At 36.0% G+C, this 21,294-nt stretch carries 20 protein-coding genes; 17 read left to right on the forward strand and 3 right to left on the reverse strand.

Translation table 11 applies throughout. The features are described from left to right. Positions 1 to 128: 128 nt before the first annotated feature. From ACKI3Q_RS00515 to ACKI3Q_RS00530, 4 genes are read left to right on the forward strand one after another with little or no spacing between them, the layout of a single operon-like run. Entirely contained in the window at positions 129 to 542 is a 414-nt protein-coding gene (locus ACKI3Q_RS00515) for a hypothetical protein (protein WP_407413241.1), read from the forward strand. Positions 543 to 591: 49 nt separating this feature from the next. Continuing rightward, the gene (locus tag ACKI3Q_RS00520; RefSeq protein WP_407413243.1) at positions 592 to 1,800 is read left to right on the forward strand and encodes an AAA family ATPase; all 1,209 of its coding nucleotides are present in this window, start codon (positions 592 to 594) and stop codon (positions 1,798 to 1,800) included. After that, entirely contained in the window at positions 1,801 to 2,547 is a 747-nt protein-coding gene (locus tag ACKI3Q_RS00525) for a hypothetical protein (protein WP_407413245.1), read from the forward strand. A 40-nt stretch (positions 2,548 to 2,587) separates the two neighbouring features. Further along, complete coding sequence (locus tag ACKI3Q_RS00530) at positions 2,588 to 4,168, forward strand: hypothetical protein (protein ID WP_407413247.1); 1,581 nt, start codon at positions 2,588 to 2,590, stop codon at positions 4,166 to 4,168. 29 nt (positions 4,169 to 4,197) lie between these two features. Here ACKI3Q_RS00530 and ACKI3Q_RS00535 read toward each other — a convergent pair whose 3' ends face one another. Beyond that, positions 4,198 to 4,530: a hypothetical protein gene (locus tag ACKI3Q_RS00535; RefSeq protein ID WP_407413249.1), complete on the reverse strand. Its 333-nt coding sequence runs from the start codon at positions 4,528 to 4,530 to the stop codon at positions 4,198 to 4,200. A 196-nt stretch (positions 4,531 to 4,726) separates the two neighbouring features. Here ACKI3Q_RS00535 and ACKI3Q_RS00540 point away from each other — a divergent pair, with 196 nt between their 5' ends. From ACKI3Q_RS00540 to ACKI3Q_RS00580, 9 genes are all read left to right on the forward strand, one after another. Further along, a complete protein-coding gene (locus ACKI3Q_RS00540) occupies positions 4,727 to 5,134 on the forward strand; it encodes a hypothetical protein (protein WP_407413251.1) in 408 nt (135 codons plus the stop codon). 35 nt (positions 5,135 to 5,169) lie between these two features. Continuing rightward, a complete protein-coding gene (locus tag ACKI3Q_RS00545; RefSeq protein ID WP_407413253.1) occupies positions 5,170 to 5,823 on the forward strand; it encodes a hypothetical protein in 654 nt (217 codons plus the stop codon). 147 nt (positions 5,824 to 5,970) lie between these two features. Next, positions 5,971 to 6,720 carry a hypothetical protein gene (locus tag ACKI3Q_RS00550; RefSeq protein ID WP_407413255.1) on the forward strand — a complete coding sequence of 250 codons (750 nt, stop codon included), beginning with the start codon at positions 5,971 to 5,973 and terminating at the stop codon, positions 6,718 to 6,720. 214 nt (positions 6,721 to 6,934) lie between these two features. Then, positions 6,935 to 7,420, forward strand: a complete 486-nt coding sequence (locus ACKI3Q_RS00555) for a hypothetical protein (RefSeq protein ID WP_407413257.1) — start codon at positions 6,935 to 6,937, stop codon at positions 7,418 to 7,420. Positions 7,421 to 7,681: 261 nt separating this feature from the next. Continuing rightward, positions 7,682 to 8,005 (forward strand): hypothetical protein, encoded by a 324-nt coding sequence (locus ACKI3Q_RS00560; RefSeq protein WP_407413259.1) that lies wholly within the window; start codon positions 7,682 to 7,684, stop codon positions 8,003 to 8,005. A gap of 148 nt (positions 8,006 to 8,153) precedes the next feature. Beyond that, entirely contained in the window at positions 8,154 to 8,534 is a 381-nt protein-coding gene (locus ACKI3Q_RS00565; RefSeq protein WP_407413261.1) for a hypothetical protein, read from the forward strand. A 190-nt stretch (positions 8,535 to 8,724) separates the two neighbouring features. Then, positions 8,725 to 9,228 (forward strand): hypothetical protein, encoded by a 504-nt coding sequence (locus tag ACKI3Q_RS00570; RefSeq protein WP_407413262.1) that lies wholly within the window; start codon positions 8,725 to 8,727, stop codon positions 9,226 to 9,228. 98 nt (positions 9,229 to 9,326) lie between these two features. Continuing rightward, positions 9,327 to 9,704 carry a hypothetical protein gene (locus ACKI3Q_RS00575; protein ID WP_407413264.1) on the forward strand — a complete coding sequence of 126 codons (378 nt, stop codon included), beginning with the start codon at positions 9,327 to 9,329 and terminating at the stop codon, positions 9,702 to 9,704. Between the two features lie 5 nt (positions 9,705 to 9,709). Continuing rightward, on the forward strand, positions 9,710 to 10,696 hold the full coding sequence (locus ACKI3Q_RS00580; protein WP_407413266.1) for a HisA/HisF-related TIM barrel protein: 987 nt from the start codon (positions 9,710 to 9,712) through the stop codon (positions 10,694 to 10,696). A gap of 20 nt (positions 10,697 to 10,716) precedes the next feature. Here ACKI3Q_RS00580 and ACKI3Q_RS00585 read toward each other — a convergent pair whose 3' ends face one another. Then, entirely contained in the window at positions 10,717 to 11,778 is a 1,062-nt protein-coding gene (locus ACKI3Q_RS00585) for a hypothetical protein (RefSeq protein ID WP_407413268.1), read from the reverse strand. A 204-nt stretch (positions 11,779 to 11,982) separates the two neighbouring features. On the opposite strand from ACKI3Q_RS00585, the gene ACKI3Q_RS00590 reads away from it, so the two are divergent. The 3 genes from ACKI3Q_RS00590 to ACKI3Q_RS00600 are packed head-to-tail and all read left to right on the forward strand — an operon-like array spanning position 11,983 to position 14,713. After that, positions 11,983 to 12,618, forward strand: coding sequence for a hypothetical protein (locus ACKI3Q_RS00590; protein ID WP_407413269.1), 636 nt, complete (start codon positions 11,983 to 11,985; stop codon positions 12,616 to 12,618). Further along, complete coding sequence (locus ACKI3Q_RS00595) at positions 12,587 to 13,501, forward strand: SDR family NAD(P)-dependent oxidoreductase (protein ID WP_407413271.1); 915 nt, start codon at positions 12,587 to 12,589, stop codon at positions 13,499 to 13,501. The genes ACKI3Q_RS00590 and ACKI3Q_RS00595 overlap by 32 nt, the downstream gene beginning before the upstream one ends. 9 nt (positions 13,502 to 13,510) lie before the next feature. After that, positions 13,511 to 14,713, forward strand: a complete 1,203-nt coding sequence (locus tag ACKI3Q_RS00600) for an MFS transporter (RefSeq protein WP_407413273.1) — start codon at positions 13,511 to 13,513, stop codon at positions 14,711 to 14,713. 37 nt (positions 14,714 to 14,750) lie between these two features. Here the strand turns inward: ACKI3Q_RS00600 and ACKI3Q_RS00605 are convergent, their stop codons facing one another. Continuing rightward, on the reverse strand, positions 14,751 to 15,545 hold the full coding sequence (locus ACKI3Q_RS00605) for a DUF4013 domain-containing protein (protein ID WP_407413275.1): 795 nt from the start codon (positions 15,543 to 15,545) through the stop codon (positions 14,751 to 14,753). A 224-nt stretch (positions 15,546 to 15,769) separates the two neighbouring features. On the opposite strand from ACKI3Q_RS00605, the gene ACKI3Q_RS00610 reads away from it, so the two are divergent. Further along, on the forward strand, positions 15,770 to 21,294 hold a 5,525-nt coding region (locus tag ACKI3Q_RS00610; protein WP_407413277.1), incomplete at its 3' end, for an Ig-like domain-containing protein.

A 21,294-nucleotide genomic window follows, 5' to 3' on the forward strand; every position in this document is an offset into this window, starting at 1 on the left:
TCAGCTGCGGAAAATCATTTGAAAAGCCCATACATAAAGAATTGGAGGATAAAATCAGTGAAATTTTACAAAGGATTGTCTATGACAAATCGGCAATAGGCCCGCTGGTTACAAGGACAATGATTCTGATGGAGTCAAATCACTCAGTACTTAAATCTATCGAAGAGTATGATCTTCTCAACGTCGATTTCATTTTCGAAAAGGAGCATGAATACTTCAAGACCACATATACATGTCAGTATAATCAGGAATATCATGAAACGAGAATTTTTGAAGACTATGGAATCACCCATGACCACACAAAACTGCTAAGTGAAAAAGCATTTCAGGACTCAATCAGGGAAACTGAAATAAGAACCGGATTCAGATTCAGGGAATGCGACGGCGGCTACGAATCAAGGCTGGACGATAACAGATATGACTTTCTATTTACAGATGAAATATATGTTTTTGCGAGATTTGATATGGGCAACGGCCATACTGCAGTATTTGAGGTTGATCTGGATAATTTAAAACTAAGCAGAGACTATGATATATACTAATATAAAAATTTAAATGCAATCCCGAATAAATTATCTTTAAGGTGTTATTATGGTCAAGCCAATCAAACTACATTTGGAGGATATGGGACCTATCAATGAAGCCGATGTCAACATTTCAAAAATTACAGTCATTGCAGGACATAACTCTACGGGAAAATCAACACTGTCCAAATTCCTGTACTCATTCTTAAGGTCAAACTCATTCAACCGTCAGGAAATTGCATATGAAAGCATAGCCGACCTGATTGAATCAGAGGCCTACTACATTTCAAGGAGCTTCAACCGCAGGACTCCGAGCCTCAAAAACAGAAACAATTTTAAAGATGTATTGAACTATTACAGGGATTTAAAGCACTCCCTATTTGACTCAGACATTCCCGAAGAAGAGCTTGAGGAGTCAAGCGACACGCTCAATACAATCGATGACCTTATCCGAATTGTCGAAGATGATTCCTATGAGCTTTACGTATCCCTGATGAGAAGATTTCTCGAGTCTGAATTTTCATCAGACAATTTCAACGGCTACGTTACCATCGACGACATTACAATAGACTTTAAAAATCATGACTTCAACGACAATGACGCATTCAGGAAATGCCCTTCTGTTCTTATCAGTGATGTCTTCTACATGGACTCGCTTTCAGTTCTCGATACCTTTGAAAAGACCGACAAGGCAACATATCATCTGGACTTTCTCAAAAAGAGCCTTACAGGAAATACCAGAGATGTCTTTGATGAAAAGGTCAACAGCGACATTATAGACCTGGAAAATGAAGTGGCGGACATCATCAACGGAAGATTTGTCTTTGAAAGAGGCGAGTTCAAGTTCATTTCAAACTCAGACATAAAGTCAGACATGTCAAACACGGCTTCCGGAATAAAACAGATAGGTATCATCCAGCTTCTTCTGGCAAACCGCAAGCTTCGCAAGAACTCTTTTCTAATAATCGACGAGCCTGAAGTCAATCTCCATCCCGACTGGCAGTTCAAGCTTGCAAAAATACTTGTTCTCATTGCCAAAAGGCTAAATGTCAATGTTTTCATAAATACCCACAGCCCGCTTTTTGTCGAGTCTGTCAATACATATGCAGAATACTATGACATGAGTGATGATTCAACCTATCACATGACCGGCAAGTCAGAAACCGACGGTCTTTTTGATATCTCACAGACAGATGACCTGAGCGAAATCTATGACAATCTCGGAGACCCATATTTCCAGATGGATGTGCTGAGGCTTGAAAAGGAGCTGGATTAGATGGATTTGCTTGACACCCAGGAATTCATTGACTTTTTTGAATCCTTCAGGGATGAATACTACTTTTCAATAACCGAAATCTCAAGGGCAAAGACGGGCAAAAAACAGCCTCTGATATCCAGCGACTTCAGGATGTTTTCACTTGATGACATGTGCAAAAGGTACAGCAGGGTAAAGAAACATCTTCCGAAAACGGTTGATGCCGTTCACTTTGAAAACAGAAATGGAAAGCTTACCTTATACCTGATAGAGTTCAAGAACTTCTCTATGAAAGGCTCATTTTCCACATATAATCTTCTTGACGTTCTCTACAATAAGCTTGAAGAAAAGAATCGGGAAAATGTTGAAAATATCTCAGACGGCTTTCTCAAGCAGTTCGACCTGATCAGGAATCACTTTGTAGACAGCATTGAGTTTGACCTGAGAATCAAGCCTCTGGAGACAATTCTTGTAAGCCTTCCATGGCTCTATGAAGAGTACTGCAAGGACAAAAAGATTCCAATAAAGGATTTTCGAGCATTTCTGGAATGCATTGACATAAAATTAATTGTTTTCATCAACCGCTATTCTCCATACAGAAACGTTTCGGCAAACAGACTTTCCGCTCATAAAATCGACAATGCCCTTAAAAACCAGTACAACAGGCTGTTCTATTCAGGTGTCATTGTTTTTGACAGACAGAGGATTCTTTCACATGACTGCTTTGACTATTTCATCAAAAGGGAAGGATTAACCGAAATATTTTAAAATGTTAACATTTTATATACATTGCATTCAATAATATAATATGATGTTTGCAGATGACTTCAGGGAAATTCTAGATATATATCCCCAGATAAAAACAGAGGATTTTAAGAAGAATAAATCAGATATAGAAAGCAGATTGTCCGATAATCTCATCAAAGATTTAAATTCCAGTTTTGTTGTGAAGGCATTCTGCGGTCAGGCTTCATGGGCCGACAATCCATGGGTCAATATAGTTGACGGAAGCTTCGATAATTTTCAAGAGGCACTGACTATCGAGTATAAATTTGACACCTCAAATTCATCTGTTGAGTTGTCAATCATTCCCAGACTAAAAGTCTACTCGGAATACATATCACTCAGAAAATATTTGATAAATATCTTAAATAATCATGACTTGAGAGACTTCGAAATCATTGAAGACTCATATTCCATACTGTCCAAAAGGTATTCATATGATAATCTGGATGATGAGACTTTATCTGAGGATTTGAACTTTCTTTTAGACATTTATAATGAACTGAATTCATTTTTTAAAAATCGTGTGGAGGAATTCGAAAATCCTCAACCGCTGTTCTACTCCAAAGGCCATTCCGAATCCTTTGAAGATATATGTGAAAATAAGTCATTAGGGCGTTTATCCAATATGGAGATAGCTGAAGATGCATTATATGAATTGACAGAAAAGAAAGAGATTATTCTGGATGCCTATTATGAATCAGCCCAAAAGGCGCCGGACGTCAGGGACATCACCATTACATATCCCAAGGAAAACATCTACAGAAATTACCTCAGCAATCCCAAAGACTTTTTCACAGATGAAAACATTGATAAAATAGTCAAATGCAACCTGTCAGCTGATGACTACAGAAATATACTGATTAGAATAAAGCAGGATGCACAGATGAACCTGATAAACACCATTAAGGAAAACCATATTGACTTCAACGATCTGGAAACTAAAGACAAGGTTTTGCTTTTCTCAAAGTCATTTACAAAAACTACCTTCAAGTCCATCGGAAGGCGCCTCGGCTACTATTCATTCGGCGAAATCAAAATCGACGACAGGCTTCCCAACCCCTTAATCATTACTTCAATAATCCATGAGCTTTCACATTTCATTCTGGAAAAGATCCTAAAAGAAAGTTTGATGAAAATCCTTGACACCAACGACACTCCGCTGATTTCATCATACGTCAAGATTCTTCTGGAGGACAATGACCTCAACTATCTTATGGATGAGTTCTGCGCACATACCGTTGAAGGCCGCTTTGCCCTATACGGATTTCAGGATTATTCCTCATTCAACTACAAGCTCAATGAGATATCCCACATGTACTCGGAAGACGACATTGACTATGCCCTTATTGTTGCAAACACCTTTGCATATGACATCAAGGACATGCTTGAGGAGTTCATAACAGACAATATCCGCCAGGACATCAAGGATGAGTTTTCAAATTCATCTGCCCGGCCGAACTATGAGCCTCTTGATCTGGAAATCGAGTCAAGGCTTGAAAACGAGAACTTCATCCAGGCAATAGCACTTATTTTAACAACGGGTGTTGGTGAGGCATTGAATAATCCAGATAAGCTTGAAAGATATATGAATCATTTAAGCTAAAAAAAAAGAAAAAGAAAAAAATAAAAAAATTATTTGATTATATCTGCAATCATGTTTTCATCAGGAGCAAATACGAGTATGTAGTTTCCATCATTGTTATAGCTGAAACAATGTAATTTTTCGTTATATATTCCGTTTTTTCCGCTGATGGTCTTGTTGACATCACCGGCAACCTGGGCTAGATCACTTGTATTCAATTTTGGAGATACACTGATAATTATTGATGTAGCCTTATCTTTTTCAAAAAGAACTGAAGTTTCATTTGTGCCGTTTGTCCTGTTTACTTCCTTGAATCCGTCAGGTATGTGGAAGGTCTGATTTCCTATTTTTGCATCTGTAGGGTTTGCTGAGACTGCCCCCATTGCAACTGCTGCAACAATAAGTACTGCTGCAATTCCCAATATCAATCCAAATATTTTTCTATTCATTTTATCACTTTACCAATTTATTTGGTAATATTATATTTATAATTTAATCATTATTTAACTTTTCTGAATAACCTTCAAGAAAACTCATCCAAATGAAAACTATTTAGCATATTGCATTCATAGTATCTATATGGATTTCATACTGAATGGCATTAAGTACAGGATTTCCGACCTGGAGGTTTTCATTTCATATCTCTTCGCTGACAAATATTTCGAATCATCGGATTATGACATTAGCTTTGACTTTCTTGACGGTTTCAGAAAGGAGCTGACATTTGAGGATTTAAGCAGGGGAGCTGAAATTATAGCTGAGATGAATCCCGGTTTCATCAATCCCAACCTTACAATAGAGGCCGGCGAAACCTTCAATATAGGATACCAGTCCATAAAATTCACTGATTTATATCCCGGCGAAGCCATAAGCGTTCTTATTGTTCTGAATTCCCTTATTGAACATAAGCCTGCACTCACCCTTGATGAAATTGAAGGGGAAGTCGACACCTTCATAGCTTCCCACAGGAAAAAGTTCATTAATTAATGAATATAAATTATAATAAAAGGGAGATTATTTACATGAGAGATGAAAACTTTACAGAAATTGAACCGGACATGATTGATGAGGTTGAAAAGACCCTTAAATCCGGATTTTGCGATTATAAATTAAAAGATTCAACTTTTGCAAGAGAAAGCTTTGAAAATGCCCAGGACATAACTCTGATACAGATGATTGGCGAGGAGGAAATCGAGCTTGTATTTGCCACAAAATATGAAGACGGCAAATATTACATTTCATCCGGCTTTGACATCATTTCATCAGACCTTCTGGAAGGAAGAGAATCAAGAGACATCTTCCAGTCCGTCAACATGTATTTCAGAAACGTCATTGCCAATCCTGATGATGATTTTGACGAGGAAAGGGAATCACTTGTCAACTTTCTGGTATTGAGCGACGAAAAATACAAAAGAAATGAGCTTGAAGTCCTTCTTGATGAGGACAAAATCAGAAATGACTATAAAAAGGATCATGACGAGATATATTCACAGGACGATTTGACTGACATTCAAAAGTCCCTGGCGTTAAAGGAGCTTCTCCATATGTCAGTCTGTGAAGTAGTCAATGATTTGGAACTCTTTTATACAAGGCCGCTGGATCTTTCCCCTGCTGAAGAGCATGAGAAAAACCGTCAGGAAGCAAAGGCTCTTGAAAATGAAATGCAGTTATACTAGCTGCATACTTTTTTTTTATTTTGAATTCTTATTTTTCATAAAAGTATACTTTTTTTAATCGTGAATACAAACATTTATATACTATAAAATACAATCATTAATTGTGTACACAAATTTGAAAAAAGTAAACTTAAAGGAGCTTATAAAATGAGTGAAAAAGATACTAAAGAATTCAGATTTGGAAGTGAAAAATTCGGAGGAAGATATAAACCGGGCGAAATAAGACTGAACCTGCCTGATGAACTTTCCCATGAGGATTTCGAAAACATGTTCACCGAAAGAATAGAGTCACTTTATAAAATCGGCCGTGAATTCATTCCCTTTGATGAAGGGGATGTTGAGAACAAAAAGGAAAAACTTAAACCTTTAAGCATTCGTGTAAAGGCACATACCAAGGAATTCTTTAAAAACAATTCATTATTAAGTGCCCGTGAAGTATTGGAACTGTATGAAAATTACAATCACGGAAGCGAGGCATTCATCAATTCACTATTAAAGGAAGAAAAGGAACTGGAACATGAAATGGCTGAAATTCAGGAAAAGCTGCACAATGCAAGACTTTTCAAGGACAAGCTGCAGGACATGCAACTTAATGCAGAAAACCTGAGCGATGAGGAAGTCCTTGCCATTCTCGAAAAGGAGTATGAGGATTCACAAATCAAGGTTCTCTTTGATGAATCCGCAGAAAAAATCCTTGATGATGTCCAGCTCTACAATACCAAAAGTATTGCATTGAAAGACAGTCATTTAGAAATCATTGCAGCAAATGATTCTATTCCTGTCGTATATTACTTCTCAAGTGAATTGGCGGAAGATGATTTGATAAAGGCTTTGTCTGAAGTCAAGTCATATGCAAAGGAAAATGAAATTGAATTTGTTGAAGAAGATGGTGAATAGCTTCACCATCATATTATTATTTTGTGTATAAGATATGTTTAAATAGTAGGGACAACACAAGTATTAGTGGTGAAATACAATGACCACGATTGATCAAGTTGAAATTACATGTCCCCTATGCAAAAATATAGTTGAAATTAATATAATCATGTCCACAAACATGTGGGGGTCACCTGACCTTGACCTGAGGCCTCCTGAAATGAGGAGAAGCACCATGAACACATGGGTACAGGAATGCCCTCATTGCGGATATGTAGCATCTGATTTTGAAAAGACACCGGAAATCACCGAAGATTTTTTAAAGAGCGATTCTTACAGAAACTGCGATTTTCATAAATTCAAACACCCTCTCTCTGAAAGATTCTACCGCCAGTATCTTATAGCGTCAGAAAATGAAGAAAAGTTTTACGCTCTCCTTCACTGCGCATGGGCATGCGACGACGGGGAAGATGAGGAAAATGCCGTAATGATTAGAAAAGAATCCCTCAAATACTTGGACTGTCTTGATTTGAATGATGACATGATGATTCAAAGGGCGGATTTGCTTAGAAGATCCAACCAGTTTGAAAGGGTTATTGATGAATATTCAGCCAAATCATTCGACCAGGACATATATAACATAGTCTGCAGCTTTGAAGTGGAAAAGGCAATTGAGAAAGACAATTCCTGCTACACTGTTGAGGACGCTCTAAAGGATTAAATATTCAATTGCCACATAATGATTATTATGAAAAAGATAATCATATTATTAATTATTCTCTTGATTTTAATTCCCTGCGCTGCAGCCCAAAACGTAACAATCAAGGGAGTTGCCTTTGAAATACCACACCAGTATGAACACGGCACTGAAAAGCCAACATCATATGTATATCAAAGCGGCCATATTTTCCGCATTCTGAACCTGGACGATTCCAAAAATCTGAGAATCAACTTCGGGGATGACCTTGACGGGGCCAAGTCAGTGGAAGAGACCTCAATTGCAGGCCATGATGCCGTTGTAATTTTAAGGCAGTACAATTCAAAGCCATATACCACAGTATATTTCGCTACAGGAAATCAGATCTTTCTCATATGCTTCAACGATACCTACGTGAATGATGACATTCAAAATGTAATATCAAAAACACCCGAACAGACAATGTCTCATGATGAGTTTTCATCACGCCTGAATCAGGCTTCAAACGATTACCAAAGCCAGATTGCCCAGGAAGAACAGGACTATAGGAGCGAACAGTACAGCAGAAACAATAAACCTGTCAACAGATATTATTTCTTTTCATTCTGAATACTCGTCAAATGCTCTCTAGGACTTTCCATTTATATATTAAATTACATATCAAGTCTCATGACAAGAGAAGATTTTCTTAAAAAATGGTTATGGATGGCATTTGCAGATTCAGACTGCATTCTGACAGCCTTGCTGTGGGAAGGTCGTGAAGGAAATCATTGATTACTATCTGAGTCAGCTTTTGAATTCACAGCCAACACCTGAATTAAAGATAATACTGGAAAAGCTGGTTTGCATGCTTAAATTCTATGGATATCCAATCATTGAACTGGTTGATATCATATCCATAGAAATCATGCTGGATTATGTTCTGTCAAGCCCGACATTAATCAAATCACACAGACAATTCATAAAAGAATCGGTTTCAGTGATAGATGACATTTTAGGCGACAGGCTCTATGTTAAGGTCGAACCAAGAATAATAATGCTGGAGGAGGAATTCGCAAAAAACATCTGCATAACCTCCAAGCAGTATGATGACAGACTATCTGAAAAGGTAAGGGACCTGATTTTGAATGAAGGTTAACTCATTTTATCCAAATCCATTTTATGTTTAATAAAACTTTCAATATTGAAAATTATTGTTAGTTAATCAGTAAACTATATAAGCAGATGTTCATAAATAATAATTTATATGCTTGCAGGTTTTTTTAAACCTCAAACATATGAATTGAATTAAAAATAAACATTTTAAAAAATTAAATGGAGTTAATAATATGGACAGAAAAAAATTATTTGCAATAGCAATTGTTGTATTTGCAGTGTTCTGCTGTTTAAGCGTTGCTAGCGCAGGATTATTTGACTTTTTAGGAGGACCTGCTGCTCCTGCAAACAAGACAGTAACATTCGACAAGGTATTTTCACTTCAATTACCTGAAGATGCAGTCATTAAAAACAATACGACCATTAATGACGGTACCATTTTGGAAATTACACACGATATAACTTCCAACGCTACCAACACAACTTATCGTGTAACAACAACTAACGGTACTCTTGTCAGCGGCGCTCAAGAATATGCAGAAAAAATAGTTGCAAGCAGCGGTAAAGCACTAGGAAACCACAGTGGATGGATAGAGCTCGACACAAGTTCTGTTCCTGATCCTATAACGCCGATGAAATATATCTTGACCAAGAGTGATGGTGGCAATCTCATTACGATTGAAGGAAACAACCTGACTCAGGTAGAACATCTTGCTGACACATACAAAAAAGTATAATGTCGAATGAAGGTTGTTAATTAACTTTAACAACCGACTTTTAATTTTTTTTTGAACACCACTTAAAGTTAAATATAATTTAGTATAAATAATTCATCATGGACAACAAATACTTATTAATTTTAATAGTTCTGGCAGTCATATGCTTTGCAATCTTTTTCTATCAGCTTAGCCATGATGTAAACACATTTATTGTAATCAATGAAACAGAGGCCACAGAAAACGGAACTATCCACGGATTTCTGATGGATGCATATTCCAGAGGAGTGCCAAACAAGACAGTTTATTATCACAGAGCCGGAGACAACAGTACAACCCTTTTGAATGTTACAACAGACGGCAATGGTATGTTTACAATTGAAAACATCAGGAATGTTCCGGATAGTGGAAACAATAACTATTACGGCAATTTTTCCTTTAAGGGAGATAATGAATTTAACCCTTGTACATATGAACATAATATTGTTGTTAAGTGATTAATATGAAAGACATATTTGATGAGTGTGATTTCGCAGAATTTAAGCTTAAGAGCCGAATAATAAGAACAGGACTGTGGGAATCCCAGAAGGAACTGGGCAAACTGTCTCCTGAAATATTTTTAAGATATGAAAGGCTTGCCAAAAACCATGTGGGACTCATAACGACTGAACTGATATCAATGTATGCACATGACAGATTCAGTGACTATTCCCATTCAATCAACAGTCCTGCCTTCATAAAGGAGTTCAAGTACCTCACAGGCATCACCCATGAGCATGAGGTTCCTATACTTGCTCAATTAGGTTTTGTAAACTGCAACGTTAACGGAAAACAGAACATTGCTGTGAATGATTTGGAAATTGAAGACATAAGGCAGATTCAATCAGACTTTATTGTAGCTTCCAAAAAAATATCCTTTGCAGATTTTGACGGCATTCAGCTTGCCATGGGAAATAACTATTATTTTTCAAAGGTGATTGATCCTAAGGAAAACACAAGAAAAGATGAATATGGAGGAAATACCCTAAACCGAATGAGGATGGTGCTGGAGCTGATTAAGGTAATCAAGGATACAACCAATCTCCACGTCAGCTGCCGCTTGAATGTGCAGGAGGATATACTCGAAATGGCAAAACTGCTTGAAAAGGTAGGTGCCGACAGCCTTCAGATAACTAAACCCTTTTCTCCTAAGTACTTTACAAAGGACTCAAAAAACAAGAATGTCCTATTTGACATCACCGATGAAATAGCATCTGAAGTCAGCATTCCGGTAATTCTGGGAGGGGGACTGTCTGATAAGGCATCAGTCAATGAATTAATCAACAGCACAAACATTGATTTTGTATCCATGCAAAGACCATTTGTATTCAATCCAACATTTTTAAGCCAGTGGAAGGATGGAAGCGAAGTTGAATCATTGTGCATTACATGCAACAACTGCTATATAAAAAAATCAAGCAAATGTCTTATTAAAAAAGAAGAAGAATAAAAAAAAGAGAGATATAGAATCTATCTATATCTGTAACGGTCATTATAGTATTGGTTATACTTTTTCCTTCTTCTATTATTTCTTATTCTATTAATCATTCTGATAATTATAACAAAGAGTATTATAATTATTGCAACCAAAATCAGATAGAAGACTAAATTTAATCCGAATCCCCAATTATTGTCCCCCTGATTACCGGAATACATAACAGTGCCTATGTTCATAAATTTAGGAGCCATAGGAAGTTTACTTCCTTCAATTACAGTACCGTTAAAGTGAATATCATCCGTATCGTGGACATTGTTACGGATATTATATACTGAACCGTTATCGTTGGATGCGGTAATGTTTATAAGATTTCCCTTAAATGTGCCGTTGTCAATCTGATGGTAATCGAAAACCGTGACGTCTCTTCTCACCACTCCATAGGCATCTGTGGTTTCAAGCTGATGCATTTCTCCAACATGATTGGTGTTGTTAAGAGAAATGTTTCCTGACCTTGAATATTCAGGCTTGTTTGGAATTGAAATATATTCTCCGGGATTGAGATGGCCTGTATAATGGGTGGTTGCCATTGCCACACCATATCTTCCATCAGGAGCTTTAATGAGTGCATGTCCTCTTCCATAAGGGTTTTTAATATCCTGAATCTGCTGCAAAGTGGAATTATCAATGGTATTGTTTAAAACCATATCTGCAGTAATTTCCTCTATTCTTTTATTGTTGTCACCATCGTCAAGCCCGCCGAAACCTATGATCCATCCGTCATTAGTTACGATAACCTGACAGAAGTATTCTCCATCTGTCTTATACTGTTTGACTGCAGGTTTTCCATGCCAGTCTATTTCTTCAATTAAAATATTTGCAGAATAACCCGCATCTCTTCTGAATGCAAAAGTACTGTTGTTTCCCTCTAATTGGTATGCGATTGAACAGCATCCGGTCAAATCATTTTCGTCAAGACCTTCCGGAAGGTAGTTCGAATTCACTGATTTCAGACTGGAATCTGCAGTGTAAACGCTTGCCACAGAGATGAAAATCAAAAAAATGCCAAAAATTAAAATAAGCTTCCTATTATCCATAAACACACACTAAATAAATATTTTTATAATATAATAAAATTTTTATTGAAGACAATATAAAAAACTTTTGTTTATCTTGAATGATGTAATAATAATTAATTATATAGTATTAAACAATTAATGATAAAATAAAGATTATCTTTTGAAAAAATATAATAATATAAATTATACATATATGTTATTAACAATCAATGGGGATAAATTATGAGCAAAACATGTCCTAACTGTGGTGTGAACTCGCCGGATAATGCAAAGTTCTGCATCGAATGTGCATATGACCTGACGGACGTTCCGGTCAATAAGGTAAAGGAAGAGGAAAAGCCGGTTCAAAAGCCTCCTGCTTCCAGTGATAGTGAAAAAGGCAATGTGGCATTGGGCTGCATAATCATGATTGTTATTGTAATTGCCATTGCTGCTGTAGGATTTTTTGTCTTCGGTTCAGGAGGCAGCGAAAATAGCCAGCAGAATATAACAATAACTTTCGATCAGGTTTATGTTGATGATTATGATTATGACGGTAAAACTCATTATTCATATAATGTAAATGGCTATATTCTCAATTACCCTAGTGATGATAAGAATTTCATGGTTAAAACGATTTATTACAATTCCAATGGAAGTGAAATAACTTCATCCGTTAAAAAATTATCTGACTTTAAGGATGACCAGAATTATAATTTTGCCTCAACATTAGGCAGTTACTATACAGAAAATTATGTTGACATAGACCATGTTTCAGTACAGATAATAAAGGACAATACGGTATTGAATGAATTCAATTCAACTATGAATAAAAATAAACTGACACATGCTCCAAATTCAGGAAATACTTCAAAATAATATGGTGATTATTATGGGAAGAAAAAAAGCGCTTATAACAGGTGCTGAATATGGTATGGGTAGAGGAATAGCTTTGGTTCTTGCAGAAGAAGGATATGATATAGCATTTTCCTATTTTTCAGGAATGGAAAATTATGAAACCGCCCTTGAAAAGACAAAAGAATTGCTTCGCGAAAGGGGAGCTGAATGCTGGGCTTATGAAGCTGACCTTACAAAGAAAGGTTCTGCAAAAGAGCTCTTCGACAAGGCAGTAAATGATATGGGCACATTGGATCTTCTGGTAAATAATGCGGGAGTAAATAAGCCACGCCCTCTCCAGGACATTACCGAAGACAACCTGGAGTATCTTATCGATTTGGACCTGAAGGCATATGTGCTGATGATGCATTATGCTGCAAGATACATGATAGACAATGAAATCAAGGGAAATATCATAAATATAACTTCATCAAGAGGCGAAAGGGTATATCCCAATGCGGGTATCTACTGCGGAATCAAATCTGCACTGAACCGCATGGCAGAGGCATTTGCCCTTGATGTATCATCATATGGAATTAGAATTAACAATGTCGCTCCAGGCGCAATCAGAGTTCGAAGCAAAGAGGAGCTTTTGGATATTAAAGAAGGGGCAGAAACAGATTATTTCTGGGATGAAGAATTTTTGGAAAACCCTGAAGCCGTTGAAAATGATTTCTGGGATGCCCTTGGACCGAAAATTCCCCTTAAGAGGGCAGGACTTCCAGAAGACATAGGCAATGCAATAGCTTTCCTGATATCTGAAAAGGCATCATATATAACCGGAGTAACATTGAGGGTTGACGGAGGTCTTATACTTCCGGGAATGCCTGAAGACCCAGATTTGCCTGGAAACGGATGGTGCTGAATGAGCCTAATGAACGAAAACGGAAAGGTCCGTATACTGATGGGAACATACTTTTCCCTAAACTGCATATCCCTGAGTTATGTCGTATTATATCTGGGAATGTTTGGACTTCAGGATTCTACGATAGGAACAATAGTTTCAATATCTGCAGTTATAGGATTTATCCTTCAGGGAATACTCGGGCGAATCATTGATACACATCCGAAATGGTACTGGAGAAATCTGCTGATTGTACTGGGCGTATTGGAACTTATTGTCTGCGTTCTGATTCTTATAGGTCAGTTAATCAATATAGGTGCCTTAATGCTTGGAGGCCTTTATGCCGTATTCATAATCATTACTCTGGGAATGGGTCCTTTAGTAAACATTTCAAGCTTTTATTATACTGCCCATGGCCGTCCGGTTAACTTCGGTGTGGCCAGGGGAGTAGGGTCACTTGTTTTTGCTGCCGTTTCCTATATAATAGGCATATTCACCGATCAGATGGGAATAATATACATTCCAATATTTGGGGTTGTAGTGAGCATACTTTTTATTTTCTCTACAATAATACTTCCCAACCTTGGCTCCACATACGGATCCGGTGACAATGAACCATCAAAAACATCATTTATAAGCAGGGATTTTATTATAAGGAATAAATACTTTATTCTGATGGCTATAGGCATATGCATGGTATTGATTCTTCACAATATTGTCAATTCTTTCCTTATCCGGATGATTGAACATGTTGGTGAAAACAGCGATGAACTTGGTTTGGCTCTGGCAATAGCTGCAGTTTCTGAACTTCCGGTGCTCTTTTTATATGAAAGATTTGTGAAAAAGTTCAATGTTTCTACACAGCTTTTAATCTTTGTTGCCTGTCTGTTTTTTGTGTTAAGGGGAATCCTTTATCTTTTTGCAACAAATGTGCTGTTTATATATGCTGTTCAGATACTTCAAAGTGTATCCTTTGCTCTTCTTATAGCTTCAAAAACCCACTTTGCCGATGAAGGTGTTGGCAAAGAGGATAAGGCTACAGGCCAGTCCATCATGTCAATGACTGAAGCTGTTGCAATGGTTTTAGGCAGTGCTGTAGGCGGCTGGGCATTAAGCCTTGGCGGAATCAATATGATGTATACTGTAGGAATAGTATTTGCGGTTCTAGGATCACTTCTGGTGCTTGCAGTATATCTTCCAAGCAGAAATTCTCCATCAGCTGCCGAGTCATGAAGTTTCTATCATCCGATAGATTCTTCAATTATTTTTTTTAATCTTTTTGCATTGCTGTTTTTTGTTTATCAATTCGTTTAAAATTAGAATCATCATAATTCCTGGCAATATTGGAATATAATAATCCCAGAGAATAATTGGCTATGCTTTCAATTATCGGAATAACAATACATCCATATATTAGAAATCCGACATATGGAATTGACATTACATATGAAGAGATAAAAGCAATCACATTCAATAGAATCGCCATTACGATTAGCCATTTGATTATGTTAACAATACCTATGTTTCTGATATCCCTTACTACCTTTTTCATATTTAATGCTTCAGACAAACTATTGAAGTAAGCCAATCTTGCTTTTGCAAAGAATAATAGGAATTCAAATACAAGATACACGATTAAAATAAGCAAAAATACGAATCCGACTGTGGCTAAAAATTCAATTATCTTAAAATTATTAATTAGATTTCTGCTTGTAGGGCCAAATACCATTAATGCAATTAAAAATAAAGCAGCCGGAACAATCATATAGACTATTCTCAAAAACAGCACCCTAATGGAATCATATATGTTGTTGACTAAATTGAATGATGGAAGCATTGCTGACTGGCTTGAACCTAGCTTAATCATGGATAAAAAATATCCCGGCACAAGCAGTATGAATAAAAAGAATGCAATCACTCCAATGGCAGTAATATAATTATTGTTTGCAATCATGCCGATAGGAATTATTGCAATGAAAACAAATAATAGGCACAAAACCGGTAATTTTTTAATGTTTCTGAATGGATATTTAAAAGAATTTAAGACCAGTTTCGATAAATCCATAATTGACCACCTGATATATAATAAAGGTTTTTAATCCAACTATTTATTAAATTTAACGGTTTTTAAATAGAATCAATAATTCTAAACAATCATTCATTAAAATGTTTCAAATCAAAAAGGTTTTTCAAAAAATCATTTAGTAAAATATATTATATATTTATTAACAAAGATAAAAAATGTATGACAATTTTTGCCATATAATAAATAAAGGGATGATATTTATCATGAACAAGAAAATAGTATTTTTTATTTGTTTGATTGCAATTATTCTTTCTGCGGCCTGTGTATCGGCAGCTGAAGATGTTGCTCAGACAAATATTGGGGATACAAGTAACTTAGATGCTAATGGAGATATATTAGCCATATCTTCTAGCGAGAACGAAATTTTGGGTGCTGATGAACCGGGTACCTTTACAGAATTACAGGCAATGGTTAATAGTGGAAACGCCACTATTAATTTAACGAAGGATTTTCAATGGGATGCTACATTTGAAGATTATGCAATAAAGATTAATAATCCAATAACCATTAATGGAAATGGACATACAATTGATGCATTAAACCGTAATGATCTTAGAATTTTTGAAATTAATAATGTTAATAGCGGTATAATCCTAGACAATATAACTTTTAAAAACGGAAATACTGCTAGTCATGGTGGAGCAATTAATATAATTTCAGCTTTATCCGACAGTAAATTTACGAACCTAAATTTCATAAATAATACTGCTAAATTTAATGGTGGTGCTGTCCGTTTCTATAGAGCATCCGAAAACAATCTATTTGAAAATATAATATTTATAGATAACATCGGTATTGATGGTAACGGTGGAGCTTTATATATGACAGAAACATCCACATCAGATACCTTTAAAAATATAATGTTTGCAAATAATGTTGCTACTAGTAATACAGGTAAACGACGTGATGGTGGTGCTATCAATTTCCATGACAAAGTAGATGGTGCAACATTTGATAATGTTTTATTCTCTAATAATCGTGCTGAAAAAAGCGTGGGTGGAGCAATAAACATAGATGATGGAATAAAAAATTCCATATTCAACAATACTTACTTTATTGATAATTCTGCTAAGACAGGTGGTGCAATAGGTATTACTGGAACAATTTCATCACTCACCTTTGAAAACACCAAATTTATAAATAACACTGCTTTAGTAGATGACGGTGGAGCAATAAACATTGGTCCGTGGGGTCACTCTGATTTAGCTAACACCACATTTAAAAATGTTTTATTTGAGAATAATACTGCTGCTAAAGAAGGTGGAGCAATATATGTTACTGCTAATACTTTATCAAACACCTTTGAAAACGTAGAGTTTATAAATAATGCAGCAGGAACAAATGCTGAGGCTGATAGGGCTGATGGTGGTGCAATAAAATTTGGTGCAAATAGTGGCTACACTACAGAAAAAAATACCTTCAAAAATGTTAACTTTACAAACAATACTGCAAAAGAGAATGGTGGAGCATTATATGTGACCGGTAAGTCTACATCAAATACCTTTGAAGATATAAATTTTATAAATAATATCGCTAAAACTCAAGATGGTGGTGCTATCAATTTCTTGGGTAAAGTATCTAGTGCAACATTTGATAATGTTTTATTCCATAATAATCGTGCTGAAGTAAACGCAGGTGGAGCAATAAACATAGATAACGGAATAGAAAATTCCATATTCAACAATACTTACTTTATTGATAATTCTGCTATGACTGGTGGTGCAATAGGTATTACCAAAACAATTTCATCACTCACCTTTGAAAACACCCAATTTATAAATAACACTGCTTTAGAACATGACGGTGGAGCAATAAACATTGGTCCACATGCTCACTCTGATTTAGCTGACACCACATTTAAAAATGTTTTATTTGAGAATAATACTGCAAATAATAATGGTGGAGCATTATTTGTTACAAAAGAAACCAGATCAAATACCTTTGAAAATGTAGAATTTATAAATAATGTAGCTAAAACAGCTGATGGTGGTGCTGTAAGATTTGGTGCATTAAACTGGGAATATATTACACAAGGAAATACCTTCAAAAATGTTAACTTTACAAACAATACTGCAAAAGAGAATGGTGGAGCATTATATGTGACCGGTAAGTCTTCATCAAATACCTTTGAAAATGTAGATTTTATAAATAATGTAGCTAAAACAGTTGATGGTGGTGCTATCAATTTCTATAAACTAGCTGATGATACAACATTTGAAGAAGTCTTGTTTTATAAAAACAGCGCTCCTGGATGTGGAGGTGGAGCTCTAAACTTCGATAATGGAATGGAAAATACAAGATTCACCAATACACTATTTGTAGAAAACAGTGCACTTTATACCAGTGCAATGGCCATTACCGGTAATACATCATCAAATACTATTGAAAGTTCTGTATTTTATAATAATACTGCAACCAATTATCTTATTTATTTCGGAAATCCTATTTCTGACAATATTATCAGGGACTCCATTATAGTGGACAATGATGCTCGTTCAATAATTACTAAAGAAGGTGGACTTATTGAATTGACAGATAACTGGTTTGGAAACAACGCTACAAACTACGATGAAAATCCGGATGTATTTTATGTCATGGATAATTGGTTATTCTTGAATGCAACAGCTAATCCTGCTGCAATTACATTAAACCAAAAATCAACAGTTACATTTAAATTTTCTTCATTCAAGGATGGTTCAGGAGTTGAAGAATATGACGGACCAGTTTATATATTTTTACAGTTAAGTTCAACACTTGGAACATTGAATAGGGCTGTTGCATTAACAGATGACGAAATAGTCTACACTCCTTCTGAAAGCGGAAACGGTAGTGTAACCGGTACATTTTTAAATAAATACTACACCGTAAATATAGAAAACGATAAAATACCTACCGAAATCAGTGTCGAAAACTCTACTTTAGATATGCTTGTGCTTGATAATGTTCCTGCCGGAGCTAACTTAACTCCTGCTGATGCGGGTTATTTAAGTTATAATTCAAGCAACTCAAGTGTTGCAGTTGCAATCTATGGCAGAATTATTGCTGTCGGTGAAGGTAGTGCTATAATTACCGTTTCATTTGATGGTGATGATACATATGCTGCTGCTGAAAACAAAACCATTGAAGTAACCGTTTCCAAAAGACCTACTGAAATTACTCTTTTAAACGATACTTTGAATGTTACAGTGCTTGAGTTTATTCCGGATGTTGCTACTTTAGATCCTGCTGAAGCAGGCAATTTATCTTACACTTCAAGTAATTCCAGTATAGTTCAAATTTATAATGACAGCATTATTCCTGTCGGTGAAGGTAGTGCTATAATTACCGTTTCATTTGATGGTGATGAGATATATGCTGCTGCTGAAAATAGAACTATAACTGTCAATGTAAGATTAAATGATGCTAGCGTAAGTGTTGACAATGATACTTTGGATTTATTTGTTGAAGATACTTATGCCATTAACGCAACTACTGTTCCGGACTTCTTAAAAGATTATTTCATTAATTACTCATCCAGTAATGAGGATGTAGCTACTGTAGATGAAACTGGTACTGTTACTGCAGTCGGTGAAGGTACTGCAATCATTACTGTTGAAGTTGGTGATGGTAAAATATTTGCTATAAATTCAACAACTGTAACTGTTACCGTAAGCAGAATACCTACTGAAATTACTGTTGCAAACACTACTCTGGATATGGCTCCATTGGATTTCTCTGCTATTAATGCTACTTTAACTCCTGATGTTGGTGATTTAACATATAATTCAACGGATTCCAGTGTTGCAAGTGTACTCTTCGGTTATATTATTGCTGTTGGAGAAGGAAAAGCCAACATTACAGTTTACTTTGAGGGCGATAATAAATATGCTGCTTCTGAAAAGGTAATTGAAGTAACCGTTACTAAAATACCTACCGAAATCACTGTTGAAAACACTACAATTGAAATGAATCCGTTTGATGTTGCTCCTGTAGGCGCTAACTTAACTCCTGGTTTAGACTTTACATTAACTTACACTTCAAGCAATTCAAGTGTTGCTACAGTTATTTTAGGAGAAATCGTTGCACTCAGTGAAGGTGAAGCTACAATTACTGTTTCATTTGACGGCACCATAAGATATGCTGCTGCTGAAAACAAAACAATTGATGTAATTGTTACTAAAATACCTACCGAAATCACTGTTGAAAAAACCACTATTGAAATGGCTCCATTGGACATTACTCCAACCGGCGCTAATTTAACTAATGCTTCAAACCTCTTGTTGACTTACACTTCAAGCAATTCAAGCGTTGCTACTGTAATATTAGGAGAAATCGTTGCACTCAGTGAAGGTGAAGCTACCATTACAGTTTCATTCAACGGCACTACAAGATATGCTGCTGCTAAAAACAAAACAATTGACGTGATTGTTACTAAAATACCTACTGAAATCACTGTTGAAAGCACTGCTATTGAAATGGTTCCATTGGATATTGCTCCAACCGGTGCTAATTTAACTAATGCTTCAAACCTCTTGTTGACTTACACTTCAAGCAATTCAAGCGTTGCTACTGTAATATTAGGAGAAATTATCGCAGTCAGCGAAGGTGAAGCTACCATTACAGTTTCATTCAACGGTACTACAAGATATGCTGCTGCTGAAAACAAAACCATTGAAGTAACAGTTAAAAAAATACCAACAGAAATCACAATTGAAAACGCAACCATTGAAATGGCTCCATTGGATATTGCTCCAACCGGTGCTAATTTAACTAATAATGCTTCAAACCTCTACTTGGATTACGTTTCAAGCAATTCAAGTGTTGCTATTGTTGTATTAGGAGAAATTATTGCAGTGGGTGAAGGTGAAGCTACCATTACAGTTTCATTCAACGGTACTGCGAGATATGCTGCTGCTGAAAACAAAACAATCAATGTAATCGTTAATAAGATACCTACCGAAATCACAGTTGAAAACACTACAATTGACATGAAAGTACTTGATGTTGTTCCTGCCGGAGCTAACTTAACTCCTGGTTTAGACCTTACATTGACTTACACTTCAAGCAATTCAAGTGTTGCTGTTGTAATATTAGGTGAAATTGTTGCTGTTGGTGAAGGTAGCGCAACCATAACCGTATCATTCGACGGTGACATAAGACATGCCGCTGCTGAAAACAAAACCATTACAGTCAATGTAAGCTTAAGAGATGCAAGCGTCAGTGTTGACAATGATACTTTGGATTTAATTGTTGAGGATACCTATTCCATTGATGCAACTACTGATCCTGCATTCTTGAAATATTTAACTCTCAATTATAGTTCCAGTGATGAATCTGTTGCTACTGTAGATGAAAACGGTACAGTTACAGCTGTAGGTCAAGGTACTGCAATCATTACCGTAACTGTAGGTGACGGAAAAGTATATGTTATAAACTCAACTAACGTTACAGTTACAGTTTCAAAAATCCAATATGAACCTGATGTGACTTTAGATGATAAAACATTAACTGTTGAAGTTCCTGAAAATGCAACCGGTGATATTACTTTATTAATAGGTGAGGAAACTATTGTTGCACCTATTGAAGATGGTATTGCTACATTTGACTTAAGTGATGTTCCTCCAGGCGATTATAATGCATCCATTATGTATGGAGGAGACAAAATATATGAAGGATTTGAAATTGAATATCCAATTTCCATTGAAGATGACTTCATATTAACTGCTGATGATGTGACCAAATATTATGG

Origin of the sequence: Methanobrevibacter sp. (assembly GCF_045636185.1) — an archaeon.
Lineage (GTDB): Archaea > Methanobacteriota > Methanobacteria > Methanobacteriales > Methanobacteriaceae > Methanocatella.